This is a genomic window from Bombilactobacillus bombi (assembly GCF_003522965.1).
GTDB classification, from domain to species: domain Bacteria; phylum Bacillota; class Bacilli; order Lactobacillales; family Lactobacillaceae; genus Bombilactobacillus; species Bombilactobacillus bombi.
Window position 1 is genome coordinate 1,052,920 of record NZ_CP031513.1, and the last position, 20,463, is coordinate 1,073,382.

Consider the following 20,463-nt stretch of genomic DNA (forward strand, 5'->3'; position numbering starts at 1 on the left):
CATTTAGCAGCTGTTTTATTATATCAGCTGCTCGGTGGCTTGTCAAGAACTTTTTTTATCTTTATCGCTTTGTTCTTTTAGCTCTCTTTTTGCTCTCCGTGACAACAGAAAATATCTTACCAAGATTACCTCCTCTTGTCAACAGCTATTTTGATCTTTTTTTATTTTTATTCAGATTTTTTTACTTGAAGCCGTTTTACCCCATTCATATAAGGTATTAAAGCCTTAGGTATATCAACTGAACCGTCTGCATTTTGATAATTTTCCAAAATAGCAGCTAATGTTCTGCCCACAGCTAAACCTGAACCGTTGAGAGTATGAACAAAATTCAATTTACCATTTTCGTCACGATAACGAATCTGGGAACGTCGTGCCTGGAAATCAGTACAATTTGAACAACTAGAAATTTCTCGATAGGTGTTTTGCTGGGGCATCCAAACTTCAAGATCATAAGTTTTGGCCGAACTAAAGCTAGCATCGCCACTGGCTAAAGTGATTACATGATATGGCAATTCTAATTTTTGTAAAATATTTTCAGCATTAGCAGTCAATTTTTCTAATTCTTCCCAAGAATCTTCTGGCTTGCAATATTTGACCATTTCTACCTTGTTAAATTGATGCATCCGGATTAATCCCCGAGTATCACGACCTGCAGAACCAGCTTCTGAGCGAAAACATGGTGTCAAGGCTGTCAAATAAGTGGGTAATTGTTCTTCGCTCAAAATTTCTCCACGGTAATAATTGGTCAATGGTACTTCAGCAGTTGGAATCAACGTTAAAGGACGTTCTTCATCAATAACGGTATAAACATCTTCAGTAAATTTAGGAAATTGACTGGTACCAAACATGGAATCTTCATTTACCATGTATGGCGGAATAACTTCAGTATAGCCATCTTTTTGGTGCTCATCTAACATAAAATTGTAAATTGCACGTTCTAATTGAGCACCCATTCCTAAATAATAAACAAAGCGGCTGCCCGCAACTTTTGCAGCACGTTCAAAATCCAAAATACCTAAATTTTCGCCAAGTTCCCAATGAGCTTTGGGTTCAAAGTCAAACTTTCGTGGCTGCTCCCACTTACGTACTTCAACATTATAAGATTCATCAGGACCAACAGGCACAGAATCATCGGGAAAATTAGGTAAACGAACTAAAATGTATTCTGTAGATTTCTCTACTTTTTCCAATTGCGCATCTAATTCTTTTATTTGTTCACCGACTTGTTTCATCGCAGCAATTTGTTCACTAGCATCGCCATGATTGCGTTTAACCTGTGCAATTTGTTGTGAAACTTCGTTGCGCTTGGCCTTCAAATCTTCAGTTTGGGTCAATAATTGCCGGCGTTGTGCATCTAATTCTAATAAATCATCAATTTGTTCTGGTCCGACATTACGTGCGGCTAACTTTTCCTTAGCCCATTTAGGATCTTTTCTAATCAATTTAATATCTAACATCATCAAATCTCCTTTATAAAATAAAAAAGCCAACTCATCCCCACTAAGGGACGAATCAGCTTATTCGCGGTACCACCCAAATTCAGCATCAAATACTGCACTTTAACGCTGATAACGGCAGCTCCGTATAACTTCAGTTGTTATCCGCTTCAAATACTGGAAGATGAGTTAATCAAGCTCTCAGCTAACACCTGATTCTCTGTTCGTAACTCTAAAGGTATTTTGCGTTAATCTAATTATGATAATAAGCTATTTAATCCAAAAATGCAACAACTAACAAAAAAAGCTAAATCCCAAGATTTAGCTTTTGAACTTAAGGCAATGGTGTAGTAGATAAAGTCCAAGTTAATTGTGCTCGATAATCTCCAGGCAATTGATCTATCTGATTAACCGGAATTAGCTGCACATCACCCTTATCAACGAATGATAATCCCCAGACACTTTTGCCTTGGACAGGATTACTTGGGTCATTAACATCTCCAGGATTGGCGTTCCAAATGACTGCTTCGTTTCCCTTGACGGGTGATCCATAATCACCTTTTGGGACAACAGAAATATCAGGATGAGAATCACTTCCTAATATATTAGCAGGTGCATCACTCGGCAAATTCCCCTGAGAATCATGAGCATCATGAAAATCAAACATTGACTTTTGAATAGCTTCATCACTAACTGGAACCTTAAACTTACCGTTCATTAAGCTTGCATGATGAAAAATCATTGCACGAATAGGTTGAACTTCTTTAGAATTTTTCACATTAACGAATTTAGTTACATTAACATTCAAAGACCATCCGCGTTTATTATAGCTACGAAAATCACCAACCGCTATACTATTGGCCTTAATATCATTTTGTTTTGTAACAGTTCCACTACTATTGGCAGCTCCACTAGGCAACAAATCCCAGGTTTTATCTGCAGACCATAGATGGGTTCCAAAGTTAAAACTAGGATTACCATACAAGTACAGTGAGCCCTCTTCAAAAGCAACACCTGCTTGTGATTGTCCGGAAGCGTACCCATCAGTACTATTTCCATTCGCAACAGCTGATGAATTCAAAATAGCACTCGAGCCAACACCATCTAAAGCAGCACTACGAGCGGCAAAAGCAGGAGTAGTGGATGCAAGGGTTGAACATGCAACTGCACTCAAAGCTAGTGCCTGTGTTAATTTTCGCATTAATAGACATCTCCCCCCATTACTACTTGTTCTGCTGAACTTGGTTTTGACCCTTCTTATAGAACCAATAGAATAGTAAAGCAATCAATAGTAAAATAATTAAAACAATTATTAGAATCAAAGGCCAATAGTTCTTGTGATAATTCGGGTTAGCTCGATTAAGTCGATCAGCATCAGCTGGCGAAATAGTAAAATTCTTGGTAAAATACCAGCTGCGTTCTGGTGTACGAACTCGAACTCGGGCTTGATAATCACCGGCTTGCATCCGTTTGCCACCCCAACTTACAGGAAAGTTAAAATTCGAATTAGGGGCAAAGCTCATTTGTGTTTGCTTATTTTGAACTACTAACTTATTACTTTTCCGTGGATAAATGCGAGCATGAACCTGCATCTTATGATTACTGATGTATTTAGGCTGAAAATTTTGTAAATTAATAAAAACTGCCGGATCAACCTTAAACAGTCCCACCTTAATATTACGTAAACGCAAATCAGGTTGCGCTTTGTCAATATCTCCGATATTAAACATGGCCCCAACAGAATATGAATAAAGATTTGTAATTGCCATCTTTCGATTCTTCTTTAAAGAATCTTTTTTTAATTTTTTATTGACTGTCGGTGAATAAACATAAAAGCTTCCTAACATAACTCCATTAAAATTGCCTTGAGGCACAGTAAGTGTCTCAGTTACTTCTTGACTTTGACCAGGCTGGACCGTCACTGTTTGACGCGTTGGACCCATCTTAGTCCAATCGTACTTCAAACTTGAATCGCGCTTCTTGGTGAGATTCGTGTAATTGATTTGTCCATTATCAGAAGTACCAGCTACTGTGGGCACAACTGTTATTTTAATGGCCTGACCAAGATTATTGGTCAATTTTAACTTTAACGGATAGCTTTGACCCGGTTGAACATTCAATTCAAAATAATCCGTCTTATCTGCATCGTCACTAACTGGTTCAACAGAAAAGCCGGCAGCACCACTAATAGCGGCCTGTGCCGGCGTTGCCAGTGCGAACCAAGTCATAACACTAAATAATATAAAAAAACAATATCGCACTAATTTCTGCACAAGCTAATCTCCTATCATTTGACTTAGTTTAAAGCTTATTGAAGAGGAGAAGCTGTCAATGTCCAAGTAATTGGTGCAACATAAACATGATTTGGAACTAACTTATTTGTTCCACCAGCAATTGTTTGTAAAACTGCACTATCATTTTTAGTAAATACTAAACCTGTAGCTCCTGGCTGTGTATTTTTGTCAGCAGTCGCAACTGTAGCTGGAGTATTGCCAGAAATAACAATATCATTACCCATCTTCAAACCAGTTGGTAAGGCCCCAGGTGTACCAGCAATTTCATAAATATTTCCAGTACTATGTGGGCCGTTTTGATCCTTAGGTTTGTTATATTCTACTTTCCCAGTAGAATTGCTATCATTAATAACAATCTTAGCAACTGTAGTATCTAATGTTTTAGTATGATCAGCAGTATCTGTAAAATCATCAGCTTGAGCAGACAGTGTCCAATTATAATTTTTAGCACCTACAGCAGTAGGATCAGTAAATCGATTATCTACGATAACTGCCATCCGGTTACTGTTATTATTTGGAACTGAATCAAGCATATCAAATGTACCAACACCGATTTTATTATTCTTACCAAAGTCAAAGTTAGGTACTTGATAAAGAATCAAATCACCAGACTCAAACCCAATACCAGCCTGAGACTTACCAGTAGCTTTACCACTACCATTAGCATCAGCTGAAGCTGAATTATTTATAATTTCAGAACCAGAATAGTCAGTAACACCTGCAACACCTGATAAAGCTGATGATGGACCAGCAGCGCTTACTGTTTGAGCAGCTAATGGAGCAACAACGCCAAACATTGCCAAAGCACTTGCGGCCATACTTATTTCTTTAATACGCATAATTAAAATCCCCCTCGATAATTTGTATCTTTAGATATCATTACAATTATAAGCTATAATTGTCAATAAATAAAGCAAATTTTATCTATTCTTAGAAGCTTTAACTGCTCCCTTGTTCTTAGCATACCAGAAAACTAACCAAAAAAACAGAGCAATTGCAACTAAGGCGATTGCAATAAGGGTAATAATTAATGGTCGATGATCTGGCTTGAGATTAAGATTTTTTTGATTAAGCTTAACTGCTTGTTGGTTAGTAATTGTGAAATGACGCTTAAAATGCCAATAATGCTGACCTTCGCGTACTTGAGCCTTAAAGAGATAATTCCCAGCTTTTATTGGTTGCTCACCCCAATCCAAGGTTAGCGGCAAAATAGAATTGGCAGCCAGTGCTGCTTGAGACAAATGCACCTTCGTGATTGGTTGGTGCTTGCTATTGATAATTTGTCCTCGATAATCAAGCGCACCATTTCCATAATAAATTGGTCTTTGATTATGAATCGGGCAAATCGTGACTGAATGCCCACCTTGTGAACGTACTTGAAGTGGTCCAAGACTAATTTTGGGCGATAATTGATCATAGTGGCCAACATTTAACAAGACTCCATAGGCTTGCTGAATTTGATTAGTTTCTTGTGCTTGTCGGCTAACAACAGGTCGTACAATAATTGAGCCCGAGATACTTCCTTGATACTTAGGAATAGTCAATTGCACTGATATTTTCTTAGTACTTTGCGGAGCAACGGTAATAGTTCGTGAATGAAAGCCCAGATCACGCAAATGATAATGCCAAGAGCTGTCCATGCCCTTGCGGCTACTATCACCCAAAAATATGGCTCCATTCTCATTAGTTTTAGCAACTCCGGGTGCTATTTGAATTTTTACAGAGTTGTTACTGGAATTACGCAGTAAAACCGCAAAATTTACAATTTGCTGCGGTTGAACATCTAAATTAACAACCCCAGTTGATTTATTATTTGCTGGCAGTTGTAATTGAACTGTGACAGGCATGCCTTCAGCTTGGACCAAATGATAATTAAAAAAAAGACACCAACCTAAAGTCACGATTAGTGTAATTAAGTTCTTTATTATTTTCATTAAGAAACCTCTATCCATTAAGCGGTCACAGATAATGTCCAAGTAATTGGGGCAACATACTTAGCAGAAGTAACAGGTTGCTTGGTTTTCTCGTACATAAACCAAGCAGAATTGGGATCATTAAAATTAAGGACCCCCGCTTGTTGGGGCGTTCCAGAACCGGCTATATGAGAAAAAACAACAACAGGATTAGTTGTATTTAAAATAGCTCCTGGAAAACTTAAACCATCTGTTTTAACAGCACTTATAGGGTTTATGGAATTGTTCAACCAAGTCCCCGTTTGCACAGTCGGATTAACCGCTGGACTGCTAGTACCACCTAAAGCAATCGAAACATCTGCATCTTTAATTGTAGAACTAGAAGAAAGATTTGCAGTATTGGTACCTAATTGGGCCGATACATTCCAATTTAGGAGGCCATTCTTGTCATCAACTATTAAATAGCGTTTAGATGCACCATCAACTAAAGGAAAGCTATCTTTGCCCTCAGTTTTCTTGTGATAACCAAAGTCAAAGTTAGGCACTGCAGCTAAAGTAATCGGATTCGTCAAAAACTGATCGCTAAAGCCAATCCCTGTAAAAGACTGTCCCCCAGAAGATGCGGCTGATGCCGATTGATAACTATTTTCATGACCCGGTGTCAATTGTGAGTATCCTGATAAAGCGCTGCTGCTATCAGCTTGTACTAATTGTTGTGTTGTTGCTAATAAGGCTGGTGTTAAAGCTAACAAAGTTGCACTGGCAGTTAACGTAATCTTAGTTTTTAATTGCACAAATAATCCCCCCATGACTCTCTCAATTATCATTTTAAGACATCCTTGCATAAAAGTAAAACTTATTTTGACCTTGCTTTATGTAAGCCATAATGATAAACCAAAAAAGTTAATAAAATTAATAACGCCACCAGGATAATCACAATCACTGTAAGCATAATCCAATAGTTACGCTGACTTTTAGGCAGATACTTATTCAGCTTATCCACATCTGTTTGACTTAAAATTAACGTTTTCTTGAAGACATAATGCATGCGTGGATTAGTAAAAGTATATTTCAAATAATATTTTCCGGCTAATAAAGGACCCTTTTGCCACGGAATATTCCAATTGGTACTGGAGTTGGCAGCAATATTAATATTATCAACCGTTTGTTGAAAGTTTAACGCACGGTTTTGCTGATTAGTCACTGCTAAGGTTACTTTACCTTGTAAAAAAGGATATGCTGTAGTGTTTTTGAGTGGCGTGCTCAAGATTGGCTGTTGATTATTTAAAGTTAATTGCGGCGCGCCTAACTTAAGATGCACTAGTAACCGTGTCATATCCTGTTGTAAATAGGCGCCATAACTAATTGCAGCTGTGGAAATTGTAGATGACTGAGCTTGAGTGTTTTTTTTAGATTTCAAACGATTGAGTTGATTTTGAACGTCTGACTGCGAACGAAATAAAACTCCCCCCATCACAATTCCTTGCACTCCAGTTGCCGGTACATGAACAGTGATTGAATCGGTCACAATTTGCTGTGGCTTTAAAGTAATCACTTTGCTTTGGGTTAACTTACGAAAATCATATTGCGATTTTGGACCGGGAGCAGCTTGTGGATTATTAAGGCTGAGTTGCAAAGATGGACTTGTCTGTGTAATAACTGGTGTTACTTCAATGACATTCGTAGTATTGGTCGCATTTCCCAGTTGAAACTTTAACTGATAATCAGTATTAGGCTGAACCCGCAAATACCAACCTTGTTGAGGGGAACCAATTTGATTAGGAGATCCTTTAGGTACTACTGTAAAAGTACTCCCCGCAGCAGATACAATATTTGAAAGTCGCCATAAACAAAATATTAAACTAAATACTAAAACAATTGTTCTTTTCCAATGACTCATACTATCCTCTAAAAAGAAAGACAGCTTTCAAGGCTGCCTTCATGCAAATTAAGATATTAAAATTGACTATTATTAAGGTTGAATAATAGCACTCGGATTAATCGTTGCTGTCCATTGTAATGGAAAAACAACATTGACATGTTTATGTGTCTCACCATTATGAGTTCCTAAAACTTCGGTTCGGAAATGTTGCATTGCCTGAGGATTCAAACTCATTTGGGCACTTTTTTTATTAGCAAAAGATACTCCAAAACGTCCCCCGTCAGAACCACTATTATTGGTTGAACCTTTGACAAATAAGATTCGATCACTGTCAGTATGAGTGTCTGTGGGTGAAAAAACCCCTAAATCAATCGCAGGAGCACGAGTTGTTCTAGGATTTTTATTTGAATCAGATCCAGTTCCCTTAACATCAGCAAGAACCCATTTAGAATTATCATTAATGTCATCAATATTAGTATTAGTAATTTGACCTGATGCATTTGGGGCAAAACTTAATGAAGCAAATTTGTGAGAATAATCATATTTAATTGACTGTTTCTTGTCAGTATCCCACATATACGGAACACCACTAGGAGCTGAAACTTCGACACTGAAGTCAACATTAGCGTCAGAACTTACAACTAAAGAACGTTGGGTCGCATTATCACTATATAACGAGACATTTTCATCATCAATTAGGCTATGCTTATTTCCAAAATCGAAGTTGGGCATACGCTCAATATAAACGTTTGCTTGCGTAAATTCTACCGTTACATTAGTCTCACCGGAAGTATTACCAGAAGCTGTCCCCGAAAGATAACCGACAGGATTACTATCTGCTAAAGCTGAACTAGTTGGCTGAACTGCAAATGCAGATAGACATAAAGCCGCACTGCAACCATATAAAAATCGCTTTTCCCACTTTTTCACGTCATACACCTCTTTTTGATTATACCAATTAATTCGTCTAACGTCCAATTAATCTGTTAAATTAATGACGTTTACGTCCTTGCATATATACCCATAGCAAGTAGCCGATAACTAATATCACTCCCAAAACAATAATCAAAACAATCCAAGTCACAATCGGCCAATTACGTGAATGTTGATTCTTGTTCAATTGGTTTTGCTGATCTTTAGTAATTGTAAATTTACGAGTAAATTCTTGTTCTAAGCCACCTTTAGCCTTAACTTGAAGATGTAAAACGTAAGAACCAGCAGCCAGATTCTTGTAAGGTACAAAGGCGTCCCAAGTCGAATTGGGAGCCATCTGGGCATTATTGATTTTTCGAACGGGTACACGGTGTTTATTAGACGTCACACGCACATGTAATTGCATTTGACTGATATTAACTGGTTGAGCGTTTTGCAACTCAAAGCCCAATCCTGGCTGCATACTACGCGATTGAGCTCCAATCCGTGGACCTAAAGTTAAATGGGGCTTCACCGGACTGGCATCTGAATGCAACACAACTCCGGTCACATAACGGATGCGATTTTGAATGGTTAAATTCTTGTTATCAGAAGTTCCAACTCCTGCAGATGCAGTAATACCCCCGAGCATAATGCCCTTAAATTGTTTTTTAGGTGCTCGATAAGTAAATTTTACAATCTGTGAATGTTGTGGAGCAAGGGTTAATTTTTTATAACGAGTACCGATTACCAAATCTGATAAAGCCGGTTGCTGAGCCTGATAGAGCTTGACGTAGGGTTTGTCATAGCTAATAACTCCATTTTGAGAAGTATATGCATTATTAATCCGGACAGTAACCCTTAATTTTTTAGTTCCTAAATTAGTTACTAATAATTTTAAAGTTTGTTTTTGATTAGGTTTAGTTTGTAAATCGTAATAAGTTAGTTGCTTGTTGATTTGATTATCTGGAATAATTGCCTTCACTGTAAAAGAACGTGACGGCTGTTGTGTAGTCGATTGCTTGTTTTCTGCTGCTAAAATAACTGAACCACTATCTGCTAGCAGGAAACAACTTATTACTATCAGTATAATAGTTTGCATCACTTTAGTTATTTTTTTCATCAGAAATCTCCTTAAATTAACCTTGATTGTGTGGTGGATATCCTCCAGAATTTGGTGGGGTCTGCTGAGAAGTGTTGTCCAATTGCTTGCTGCGGCGACTCTGGGACCACAATCCCCAAATTACAAAAATTATCAAAAATATCAAAGCCAAAACAATCATTAAATACATTACAGTCTTATCAGGAGTTAAGTTATGACAAGCCTTATTCACTCGATCAGCTTCTTGTTGCGAAATGCGATAGCTACCAGAGAATTTCCATTTGGTTTTACCACTGCGAGCTGTCCCCGTTGCTTGATAAATACCGGGCTTAATTGGCAGCGACTGTTGATCAAAGGCTACTGGCACATTAGAATTAGGTGCAATCTTTTTATAAACCTGATCGGCATTAACCGGTTTAAAGCCCAGGTTAAACAGTTCTAACAAACCGCGGCGTTTGAGCGTCATATGCACTGTAACATCTTTCATTAATCCGGGCTGATTATTACTCAAATTAACATTGATAAAGGGACTACGGTTAACAGCCTGGGGTTCAATCCCATCTAAGATTAACACACCGCCAACAGCTTTATTAGTTTCAGTCATCCATACAGGCACCTTTAATCCACCAGCGTTAGGCTGGTTAACGTCATAAATATAAAAGCCTCCCATAATAAAACCTGGTAACTTATCCGGTGGGGTTTTTATATTAAAGGTTAATTCTTTAGTTTGATTGGGTTTCAAAGTTACCACTTGTGCATTAGTCATGTCTTGAAAAGCTGTTTTTAATCCATTGGAACCAGATTTAACAACTTCTGAATAAATAATTTGACCTGTGGCATCCGTAGAAGCGTTCGTCGGACGGATACGCAACTTAGTCATCCCAGCCCCAAAATTGGTTAGCGAAATTTTTACTGGATAGACATGATTCGGCTGAGCGATAATCTGAAATTTATCCGTCACGTCTGAATCATTAATAATTGGCGTTACAGTAATATCTTGCACATCGGCTGATACTGTAGTCACTGATAAACGTAAACAAAACACTACTCCTATTAATCCTAATAAAAGTGTTAGTACTCTCTTCTTCATAATTAATATCAAATCCCTTTAGATTGTCACTATTGATGATATCATATTATAACAAAAAAATGCAGGCACTATCAAAAGTGTCTGCATTATTTCATCAAATTATCTTTGATTATTCATATTATTGTTCATTGGTTGCTGTTTGTTTTGATTACGACGACCAAAGTAAATACCTAAACCAAGTACTAACAAGAGCGCTAAGATAGCAATCAAAATCCAAAGCCACATATAATTTGGCTTAATACCAGATAACTTGTTATATTTAGCTGCATCAGCATCAGAAATTGAGAAATCTTTATCGACAATCCAAGACTTAGTCTTATCATCTGTAGTATACTTCATGTGCAAGTGATAATTACCTGCTTGTAAAGGCTTTTTACCCCAATCAATTGCTAAATTATAGTTAGAGTTAGGAGCAACATCTTGTGAATTAGCAGTTGCCTTCACTTTAAACTTATGATCATCAGGACGACGAGTAACAGTCGATTTAACATTCAAATTTCCTACATAACCATCGACGTAGTTTTGTACATTAGCAAGTACACCACGTGACTTCAAGGTCTTATTTGCAGTGGGTACTACCTTAAGAACCCTAAATTTAGGATCTTTTTTGTTATTGCGATCTTGACGAATTTTAACTGGAATTCCTTGACTGTATTTATTTTTAATCAGAGTCCCATTACTTGTTAAAGATGTTTTAGCTTTTTGCTTATAAGGAGCAACTGATATACCGCCCATTAAGTATCCTGAAAAATTGTTAGTTGGAATAGTTATATTAAAACTAACATTTTGAATACTATTAGCCTTAGCTGTTACAATTTGTTTTAATGGTTTTACATAGTTTTTAGCATTTATCTTCATACTAGAATCTTTTTTTATACCTTGCTTAAATTCGTAAATACCATTATCAGAAGTTCCTGCAGTATAAAAATTCACTTCAAATCTTTGATCAGCATTAGATTGGTTAGCTATAGCAATTGTTACAGGTATGGTTTGCCCAGGATTACCAAAAATATCAATCTGACCGTTTTTGTCTACTTGATTAGTACCATATACAGCCTTTAAAGCATACCCAGTTTCAGTCGCCTCAACAGTACTACTAGTAAAAACCCCGAGCAAAGCTAGTACTAATGTAAAAAAAACAATACTCAATTTATTACGTACTTTAAGTTTCATTAATATAAACTCCTTGTTATTATTTATGTAATACCTGAAATAAATCAGCCAATTACAATAATATAAAAAATAAAACCACTACTGATTGTAGTGGTTTTATCAAAAGTAGTCAATACTTTTTTAATTATTATACAGCCTTGCCATATAGTGTCCAATCAATTGTAGCATTATACTGACCAGCAGCAACATCAGGCACATCTAATGTTACACCAGAATTAGGGCCTGCAAATTCGAAAGTATGGTTACCATAAGAAGCCTTCTCAGGAGCAGTTACTACGTTAGTTTCCTTGTCTGTAACTAATGCTGTAGCAGTAGAATTTAATGCATATTTTTTAGAATTGTCATTAACTGAAGGAAGATTTAATACAAAATCTTTCGAAGAATTAGTACCATCTGTAAAACTACCCATCTTAGCAGTTAACCGAAATCCCATACCATCTTTAGTAGTTGTAACACCATCAGAATGACGAGAATCAACAACTGTCAACAATCCTGCTTTATTACCATCATGATTTTTTAGAGATTTATTATCAAACAACGAAATTGTTTGATCAGCAGCTGTAACACCAAAAGCAAAATCAGGAACTGCTCTTAAAACTAAAAATCCATCAATAACATTTACACTAGCATCAGATTCTGCTGTTGCGGAACCATCTTGAACATTTTGTGCAGCACTTGTTGCCATACCTTTACCTAAAGGTGCATTGCCTGTATAAGGATCCACACCACTGCCATTAGCTGACATAGGATTACCTGATGCAGCATTTGCTACAGCAGCAGGTGCTAAAGCTGTCAATACCATTGCAGAAGCTGCGATTGAACTAAATAATTTATTCATCTTCATGAATAATTCCTCCCCAAAATATATCTTGGATAATCAAATTATCCTGTATTATAGAATACCACTCTTAGCAACAAATGCCAAGATAATTCTATAATAAATCACTTGATTATCGCCGATTAAAGTTTAAAAACAGTGACATTAACTTCTTGCGGTAAACCACAACTAGACCTAGCAACATTGCAAATCCCAATACAATTGAACTATAACTAATTTCATCACCCGTATTTGGGTAATTAGTATTTTCAACAACATTTACAGCACCTGGTGTACTCGTTTTAACCGGAGCATTGGTTGTTGGCTTTACATTATCAGTTACAAGCACATGCGCATCAGACTGTGCGGTTGCATGACCTATATTGCTGTTCTCTCCCTTATTAGCCGCAACAGGAAGAGCTTGTCGAACTTCATTGCCAGAATAATCATAACCAGTACCCGCCCACGTTAATGTGGTATGGATTCCAATTACAACTCCTATAACAACAAAGAGTGCCAAGATCAATCCTGCCACTTTACCAAAAGTGAGTCGCTTGAAATTACTGTTTGTACGATATTTCATTCAACGACCCCTCCCACTAAGTCAGAATTGAAGTAATGCACTAATTACAATATAGCACAACTTCTAAAAAAAGCTACACTTTTTCAAATAAAATTCACAATTTATTCTTAAATAACTGACTGCCAAAGTTTCCAAATGTGCTCATCATCGAATCTCTTGGCAGTTTGATAGGACCCTTCAGACAATTGTTGTTGTAATTTTTCATCAGTCATCATTTTAATTATTTTAGCTGCTGCTGTTTTTTGATCATCTTGATGAATTAAATAGCCATTTTTACCATCTTGAATAATATCACGCGGACCATAACGGCAATCATAGGCGACCAAAGGTACTCCATGACTAGTTGCCTCTAAAAAGGTTAAGGGAAAACCTTCACTAATAGAAGTTAACAACAACAAACCTGCTTGATCATATTCAGGATCAAGATTAGGAATAATTCCTCGAATCTTCACGACATGACGCAAGTTATTTGTTCCAATTAAACTTTTAACCTGCTCGTATTCTTTTTGTTCAGTAACGCCGCCAAAAATGTCTAAATGAGCTTGAGGAACTTGTTGGCGCACTTGCTGTAAAATCTTAATTGCTTGCGGAACTTGCTTTTCACCAGAAATACGTGCCACCATCATTATTTGATATCGATCACGTTCTTTCATAGTTAATTGTGGGACATCAGTCATTGCTGTTCCTCCCGGAATAGCAATGACTTTATCTGCAATTTGAAAACGCTGGTTAATTTCTTCAGCTTCAAATTGTGAAGGACAAATCAGCCAATCAAATAATTCTGCATGTTCTAATGCAAAGCGATAATTAAAGTTCAATCCCCCAGTCAGTGGGCTAGTGCGGGGATTATTGCCAAACTGATTGTGAATGTAGACGACCTTTTTCGCTGGTGTCTGCATATGAGTTAAACCTTCTGTACATTCCACTCGATCTGAAATAAAAAGATTGTTTTCTCCGTAATCGCGATTAAGACTATCAAAGAACAACGCTTGAAAATCTCGCAAATCTCGAAAAGTATACTTTTGGCCACGAAAACGTAACTTATATAAAGCCACATGCTTATCATCTTTAAAAACTTGCGTACAAAAGGTCTCACCTTTTGTATTTAAAATTTCTTGTTTTTTAACATTACCATTTTGGTCATAATAATACTTTGCTGAAAGAAAACCACGACCATCATAAGCCTCTCCATAAACTGGCTTTTGACTGCCAACTGGCGCAAAAGCGACTGAGGATACTTGTTGATTAGAAACATAAGTGCGCACTAAAGCCTGTTGACCATTATTGGTATAAACCAAATAACCAAATTCATCTTTATCTTGGCCTAAGTAACGTTGTTGAATATAATGATTTCTCTGACAATATTCTTCAATTGTATTGCTGCGATAAAAGTCATTATCATTGTCACCAAAGTAATCAAAAATATTAATAATTTCATCCATCTGAACGCCAAATTTACCTGGACCAGCAGCCCAATTATTTCGATAATATGTCGTAATAATCTTGGCTGGTTGGTTGTACTTTTGAAAAAGGCGCAGACGTTTAATCTCCGAATGCTCAATTCCCGAACTGGCATTGGATAAATCCACGTTCACAAAAAAATTCATTTTGACAACTCCTTTGGCTCATATTATAACAAACTCCTTGAGAACAAAAAAGCATTGCCCCGTACTTCCAGCGTTGAATCAGTTATAATGATACCGAGGTGATGAAATATGAAGATTACGCGTCATGACAAACCATTTGCAACGTTGACAGACATTCCCGAAATTGGAGAACAATTTCCTAATTTTACAGTGACTAATCGTGCCGGAGAAAAAGTGCAACTAGCTGATTTATTAGATCAGCCACTATTGATTAGTGTTGTACCTAACATCAACACGAGTGTTTGCAGCTTGCAAACAAAGCACTTTAATGAAGAAGTGGATCAATATGCAGGCATTAACTTTGTCACAATTTCGACTAATACTCCTGAACAACAAGCGCAGTGGTGCGCTGCACAAAATGTCAAGAAGATGCAACTGCTCTCAGATGTCAAACAAAACTTTGGCCAACAAACTAATCTGTTGATGGATGATTCTGGTTTATTGGCACGTTCCGTTTGGGTAATCAATCCAGATGGACAGATTACTTACCGTGAAGTTGTCAGTGAAATGACCAACGAACCTAAGTACAACCAAGTATTAGATCAAATCAATCAAAACTAGTAACCAAAAAAGCTGGAAAAATTTTTTCCAGCTTTTTTATTAGCGACGTCGATGTTTTACATATGTTGCAAAATGTAAGATACATGCCAATAATATGAAGAAAATCAACGTAAAACTTAAATAATTCCACCAAAAATTATCTAAAGGCAAAACTTCTTTTAATCCTAGTTGAATTATCATTGTCAAAAGCGCCATCATAGCCACCATTACAAACAATTGCAAATAACGTTTCACAGTCGAATCATCCTTTCTAGTACGGTGGGAGATTTTTTGTCCATAACAAGCGCACAAACGCTTTTTGGAGACGGGCAAACTTTGCAGATGCAAGGTGTTCGGACAAACAATTTCTCCAATTTTAATAACACCAGCAGCACTCATTACGCGATCAACAGTCTTAAAAGTTTCATCTGTGATACCTGTTAGATAATTTTCCAAAGTGCTTGCATAACAATCAGTAATTGTTAAATAATGTTTATTCTTAAAGGGACCCGGAATAGTATCCCCATTGGACTTAAAATAGACTAACTTAGGACGCAAACAATCTAACAGCTTTTTCATAATACCAGCTAAGCCACGCCAATAAGTAGGTGCAGCTAGCACCCACACATCACTGGCAGCCATTTTAGCAACAATTAAGTTCAAATCATTATTAGTTTGCACGCCGGTGGCATGAATTTGATAATCTTCTAAGAAAATAGTTTCAGTTTCAACATTATCAACAACATTAGTTAAAACTTGATCTAATAATTGAGCTGTGATGCCATGTCTATCTTGTGCACCTAAAATTCCTAAGACTTTCACTATTTATTCGCCTCTTTGAATTGCAAATTATTCCAATAATTCATAATCGTAATTACCACCATGGCTATCCCCGCAATAATGAATAAAACTCGAAAAGATGAATGATCAATTACCATCCCGCCAAATACTGGTCCTAGCGCGCGTCCAACTGAAGAAAATCCTCCTACTAAACCTTGATTGCGCCCTTTGACCGTAGCTGGCGACCAATTATCAATAATTACTGGAACGCTGGGCACATAAATTGCTTCACCAATTGTTAAGAGAATCATCCCTAAATAAATGTACACTACATTATGGCTAACTACCGTCACAAAATAAGAAATCGCTAAGAAGAACAAGCCAATATTCACTCGGTTGAATAAACTTTTAATCATATTTGGAAAACGAGACAGTAATCCCTGAACAATAATAATAACTACTCCATTGACTGCCCACAAAATACTATAAACCCGCAATGGAAAACCGAGATCAATTAAATACACAGAAAAGTTCGATTCCCATTGTGAATACATCATCCACATCACTACTAAAGATAAAAAGGACAACGCAAATAAGCGACTAGTAGAACCAATATTTGTTTTTCTTTCCACATCTACTCGTGTCACAGCATGATTGAGATAATCCACCCGCTGGCGAGGAAAATAAAGCAACAATACTACTAAGGATAACCCGTAAATACCTGTAGCCAAAAGAAAAATTGGGGCAATCGAGCGATGAAAGACTTCACTAATAATCATTGTACCGACCACTAAACCCACATTTAAAACCAAATAAACTTCATTAAAAACTTTCGTCGTAGACTTGCCAGGTATTAAGGTTCCATAGACATTCACTGCCGTCGTCAGCCAGCCGGAAGTAAAACCAAACGCAGTTAAAATAATGGGATAAGCAGGCCAGCCTTCAATCCAAATACCTACAGCACAAATAAGGACACACAAAGCCATTCCCGTAATGGTTAATTTATACTGGTTGAATTTATCGTAAAGCTTTCCCAAAACCACAGAACCAATCACATTAGCCACCGAAAAGCAAAATAAAGCCATTCCCGCAACTGTTAAGGATTTATGTAAAATAGTATTCAAATAAATCGTTGCCAGCGGCCACATCATGCTGTAAGCTGTTTCATTCAAAAAAGCAACTGCCATTAATGGTCTTAACCGAACTTGTTTCATTTTTCCCTCCAGCGTTATAATCGTCTATAATTAATATCATAACGCAAATGCAGAAAGGATAGCAAAGATGAACAACCAATATCAGCCACAGAATACGAAAGATGCTTTACGCTATCTAGAAAAACTTGTTAACCAATATTTAAACGCACCGCTTACTCCTGAAATTATCGCATATAATCAAAAACAAATTAACTATTTGCGCCAACAAGTAATTCCCGTAGCTCAACAACAAGAACATAATCCCCAAAGAGCCCAACAAGCGGCTTTAATGGCACAACAATTAGCCCAATGGCAAACTCAAAAATTAGCTGGGCTACCCACTCCCACTAAAATGCGCCATTTCCAATTAGAAACCCCACATCCAATTAAATATCAGCATCAACGCGGTAAATCTGCTCAACCAGGCAATTACCGCGCACAACATCGTTAATTCACAAAAAAGCTAGAGCAAAATTGCTCTAGCTTTTTATTATTTAGTGGATTTTAATGAGCTTGATTCATTGCAATTAATAAGAATAAGAACACAACAAATGCCAAATACATAATAGGATGGACTTTTTTGGCTTTGCCTTCAGCAACCATAATAATGACATACGACATCACACCAAAAGCAAATCCATAAGAAATATCATAAAACAAAGGCATTCCGGCAATTGTAACAAAAGCTGGAAACGCACTTTCAAACTTACTCCAATCAATGTTGCCTAACGACTTCACCATATAAGAACCTACAATAATCATAATGGGTGCTGTTACTTGCGAAGTTACCACAGCTAATAAAGGTGAAAAGAACAAACTTGCAGCAAAGAACACGGCCACTGTCAAAGACGTTAAACCAGTCCGGCCACCCACAGCAATCCCAGTAGAAGACTCAACATACGCGGACGTTGGTGAACTACCAAAAATCGAAGAACCAATCATCGCCGTCGCGTCACTTAATAATGCTTTGCCAACTCGAGGCGAAACTTTTTCACCCCGCTTCATTAATCCAGCCTGCTCTAATAAGCCAACCACTGTACCTGTAGTATCGAAGAAAGCGACAAGGAAGAAGATAATAACCACCGTAATCATTTGCGGATTAAAGACATCTTGAATATGAAAAAGAGCCTGCCCAAAAGTCGGCTTCAAACTAGGAATAGGAGCCACAATCGCATGGGGCATTTTAATTAAACCTGTTACAATGCCAACAATTGAAGTAACTGCCATCCCGATTAACATGTTAGCGGGAACTTTTTTAGCTACTAAGATTAAAGTTAAAACCAAACCAAAAACCGTTAACCAGACAGTAGGATTATGAAAATTCGTAATGGTTAATAAAGTTGACTTATCCGTTTGGACCAAACCACCATTTTGCAAACCCACAAAAGCCACAAATAAACCAATCCCGGCAGCAATCGCCGATTTTAAATCTGCAGGAATATTATTAATAATCTTTTCCCGCACTTTAAAAATAGTCACTAATAAAAATAAAATGGAAGCCACAAAAACGCCCGCAAGCGCTGTTTGCCATGGCACTTTCATCCCCAAAACTACAGTATAAGCAAAAAAGGCATTACTACCTAAAGAAGGTGCAATGGCAATTGGATAATTAGCTAAAAAGGCCGTTGCCAAACAACCAATAATCGCCGCAAGCGCCGTCGCAACAAAAATCGCCCCTTGATCCATGCCAGTCGCGCCTAAAACTGTCGGATTAACAAATAAAATATAAGACATTGCCACAAAAATCGTCGTTCCTGCCACAATTTCTTGGCGAACTGTTGTTTGATTAGCTTTTAAATCAAAAGTTCGTTCTAAGATGTTATCGTTTATTTTTTGGGAATTATCTCCCATGACTAACTCCTCCAAATGTTCATGTATTATCAAAAACAAATTCTATTATAACGAATAAATGTGTAAATTCCAAGCTAATTGAGAAATATTTTTGATTTTAGGTAATATATAGTTCGTATTTTGCTTAGTAACATTAGTTGAGAAATATGATAAACTAAAGACAATTTAAACTTTGGAGGTAGAGTTATGGCAGAAACAATTATGGTAGCCGGTGGCGCTGGGTATATTGGTTCCCACATGGTTCATCAATTAATTACAGACGGATATGATGTGGTCATTGTGGATAATCTTTCCACGGGACATCGTAAAGCCGTCAACCCGCAGGCACGCTTTTATGAAGGTGATACTCGAGATGGGCAATTTTTAGATGAAGTATTTACTAAAGAGAATATCACAGCAGTTATCCATATGGACGCCTTTTCCATTGTACCTGAATCTGTTCAAAATCCTTTAAAATATTTTGATAATAATGTGATTGGCATGATCAAGCTCTTTGAAGCAATGCAAGCGCATGCTATCAAATACTTAGTCTTTTCGTCCACAGCGGCAACCTTTGGTCAACCAGAACAAAGTCCAGTTGGCGATAATTCACCTCAAAAACCTATCAATCCTTATGGTGAAAGTAAATTAATGATGGAACAAATGATGAAATGGGTCGATCAAGCATACGGAATTAAGTCAGTTGCCCTTCGTTATTTCAATGCTGCGGGGGCTTTAGCTGATGGCTCAATTGGTGAGGATCACCAACCGGAGACCCATCTTATTCCCATTATCTTGCGGACGGCCATGGGCGAACAAGATAAATTAAAAATTTATGGTAATGACTATCAAACTCCTGATGGAACCAACGTTCGTGATTATGTGCATATCATCGACTTAGCGCAGGCACATATCTTAGCTTTGAAATATTTGCAAGCGGGCAATCCAAGTGATGCCTTTAATCTAGGATCCAGTCATGGATTTTCTGTGCAAGAAATTTTGCAGGCAGCCCGCACAGTTACCAATAAAGAAATTCCTGCTGAATTTGCGCCACGCCGAGGTGGCGATCCTGATATTTTAGTAGCTGATAGCAGTCGAGCAAAAAAAGTCTTAGGATGGAAGCCGCAATATGATAACATTCACGATATTATTCAAACTGCTTGGACTTGGAAACAAAAGCACCCGCAGGGATATCAAGATAAATAAATGCTAAAAGTCATACTTTTTTCACATTTTAACAATTACTACTTCACAACTACTCACTATAATATG

Annotated in this window: 20 protein-coding genes; 3 read left to right on the plus strand and 17 right to left on the minus strand. The window is 37.2% G+C overall.

The features are described 5' to 3' along the window. Nucleotides 1–167: 167 nt before the first annotated feature. From serS to DS830_RS05475, 14 genes are all read right to left on the minus strand, one after another. The gene (serS, locus tag DS830_RS05410) at nt 168–1,457 is read right to left on the minus strand and encodes a serine--tRNA ligase (RefSeq protein WP_118908536.1); all 1,290 of its coding nucleotides are present in this window, start codon (nt 1,455–1,457) and stop codon (nt 168–170) included. A 313-nt stretch (nt 1,458–1,770) separates the two neighbouring features. Further along, nucleotides 1,771–2,637: a WxL domain-containing protein gene (locus tag DS830_RS05415; RefSeq protein ID WP_118908537.1), complete on the minus strand. Its 867-nt coding sequence runs from the start codon at nt 2,635–2,637 to the stop codon at nt 1,771–1,773. A 22-nt stretch (nt 2,638–2,659) separates the two neighbouring features. Next, a complete protein-coding gene (locus DS830_RS05420) occupies nt 2,660–3,709 on the minus strand; it encodes a WxLIP family cell surface protein (protein ID WP_118908538.1) in 1,050 nt (349 codons plus the stop codon). A 35-nt stretch (nt 3,710–3,744) separates the two neighbouring features. Continuing rightward, complete coding sequence (locus DS830_RS05425) at nt 3,745–4,569, minus strand: WxL domain-containing protein (RefSeq protein ID WP_118908539.1); 825 nt, start codon at nt 4,567–4,569, stop codon at nt 3,745–3,747. Between the two features lie 81 nt (nt 4,570–4,650). Then, nucleotides 4,651–5,664: a WxL protein host-binding domain-containing protein gene (locus DS830_RS05430; RefSeq protein ID WP_162887529.1), complete on the minus strand. Its 1,014-nt coding sequence runs from the start codon at nt 5,662–5,664 to the stop codon at nt 4,651–4,653. 17 nt (nt 5,665–5,681) lie between these two features. Further along, nucleotides 5,682–6,470 (minus strand): hypothetical protein, encoded by a 789-nt coding sequence (locus tag DS830_RS05435; protein WP_162887530.1) that lies wholly within the window; start codon nt 6,468–6,470, stop codon nt 5,682–5,684. A gap of 29 nt (nt 6,471–6,499) precedes the next feature. Continuing rightward, on the minus strand, nt 6,500–7,543 hold the full coding sequence (locus DS830_RS05440) for a WxL protein host-binding domain-containing protein (protein WP_118908542.1): 1,044 nt from the start codon (nt 7,541–7,543) through the stop codon (nt 6,500–6,502). Between the two features lie 72 nt (nt 7,544–7,615). Beyond that, complete coding sequence (locus tag DS830_RS05445; RefSeq protein WP_118908543.1) at nt 7,616–8,455, minus strand: hypothetical protein; 840 nt, start codon at nt 8,453–8,455, stop codon at nt 7,616–7,618. Between the two features lie 61 nt (nt 8,456–8,516). Next, the gene (locus DS830_RS05450; RefSeq protein WP_118908544.1) at nt 8,517–9,560 is read right to left on the minus strand and encodes a WxLIP family cell surface protein; all 1,044 of its coding nucleotides are present in this window, start codon (nt 9,558–9,560) and stop codon (nt 8,517–8,519) included. A 16-nt stretch (nt 9,561–9,576) separates the two neighbouring features. Next, nucleotides 9,577–10,629 (minus strand): WxL protein host-binding domain-containing protein, encoded by a 1,053-nt coding sequence (locus tag DS830_RS05455; RefSeq protein ID WP_118908545.1) that lies wholly within the window; start codon nt 10,627–10,629, stop codon nt 9,577–9,579. A 99-nt stretch (nt 10,630–10,728) separates the two neighbouring features. Beyond that, nucleotides 10,729–11,802, minus strand: a complete 1,074-nt coding sequence (locus DS830_RS05460) for a DUF3324 domain-containing protein (RefSeq protein WP_118908546.1) — start codon at nt 11,800–11,802, stop codon at nt 10,729–10,731. Between the two features lie 127 nt (nt 11,803–11,929). After that, complete coding sequence (locus tag DS830_RS05465; RefSeq protein WP_118908547.1) at nt 11,930–12,646, minus strand: WxL domain-containing protein; 717 nt, start codon at nt 12,644–12,646, stop codon at nt 11,930–11,932. 106 nt (nt 12,647–12,752) lie between these two features. Continuing rightward, on the minus strand, nt 12,753–13,202 hold the full coding sequence (locus tag DS830_RS05470; RefSeq protein ID WP_118908548.1) for an LPXTG cell wall anchor domain-containing protein: 450 nt from the start codon (nt 13,200–13,202) through the stop codon (nt 12,753–12,755). Nucleotides 13,203–13,309: 107 nt separating this feature from the next. Beyond that, a complete protein-coding gene (locus tag DS830_RS05475) occupies nt 13,310–14,809 on the minus strand; it encodes a glycosyltransferase (protein ID WP_118908549.1) in 1,500 nt (499 codons plus the stop codon). A 108-nt stretch (nt 14,810–14,917) separates the two neighbouring features. Between DS830_RS05475 and tpx the strand changes: the two genes are divergently transcribed. Further along, nucleotides 14,918–15,409: a thiol peroxidase gene (tpx, locus tag DS830_RS05480; RefSeq protein ID WP_118908550.1), complete on the plus strand. Its 492-nt coding sequence runs from the start codon at nt 14,918–14,920 to the stop codon at nt 15,407–15,409. A gap of 39 nt (nt 15,410–15,448) precedes the next feature. Here the strand turns inward: tpx and DS830_RS05485 are convergent, their stop codons facing one another. Together DS830_RS05485 and DS830_RS05490 are read right to left on the minus strand one after the other, a co-directional pair. Beyond that, complete coding sequence (locus DS830_RS05485) at nt 15,449–16,210, minus strand: flavodoxin family protein (RefSeq protein ID WP_118908551.1); 762 nt, start codon at nt 16,208–16,210, stop codon at nt 15,449–15,451. Next, nucleotides 16,210–17,382, minus strand: a complete 1,173-nt coding sequence (locus DS830_RS05490) for an MFS transporter (RefSeq protein WP_118908552.1) — start codon at nt 17,380–17,382, stop codon at nt 16,210–16,212. The genes DS830_RS05485 and DS830_RS05490 overlap by 1 nt, the downstream gene beginning before the upstream one ends. Before the next feature lie 67 nt (nt 17,383–17,449). Here DS830_RS05490 and DS830_RS05495 point away from each other — a divergent pair, with 67 nt between their 5' ends. Then, nucleotides 17,450–17,812 carry a hypothetical protein gene (locus DS830_RS05495; protein WP_118908553.1) on the plus strand — a complete coding sequence of 121 codons (363 nt, stop codon included), beginning with the start codon at nt 17,450–17,452 and terminating at the stop codon, nt 17,810–17,812. Nucleotides 17,813–17,865: 53 nt separating this feature from the next. Here DS830_RS05495 and DS830_RS05500 read toward each other — a convergent pair whose 3' ends face one another. After that, nucleotides 17,866–19,212 (minus strand): NCS2 family permease, encoded by a 1,347-nt coding sequence (locus DS830_RS05500; RefSeq protein ID WP_118908554.1) that lies wholly within the window; start codon nt 19,210–19,212, stop codon nt 17,866–17,868. 186 nt (nt 19,213–19,398) lie between these two features. On the opposite strand from DS830_RS05500, the gene galE reads away from it, so the two are divergent. Then, nucleotides 19,399–20,397 carry a UDP-glucose 4-epimerase GalE gene (galE, locus tag DS830_RS05505; protein ID WP_118900963.1) on the plus strand — a complete coding sequence of 333 codons (999 nt, stop codon included), beginning with the start codon at nt 19,399–19,401 and terminating at the stop codon, nt 20,395–20,397. Nucleotides 20,398–20,463: the final 66 nt, after the last annotated feature.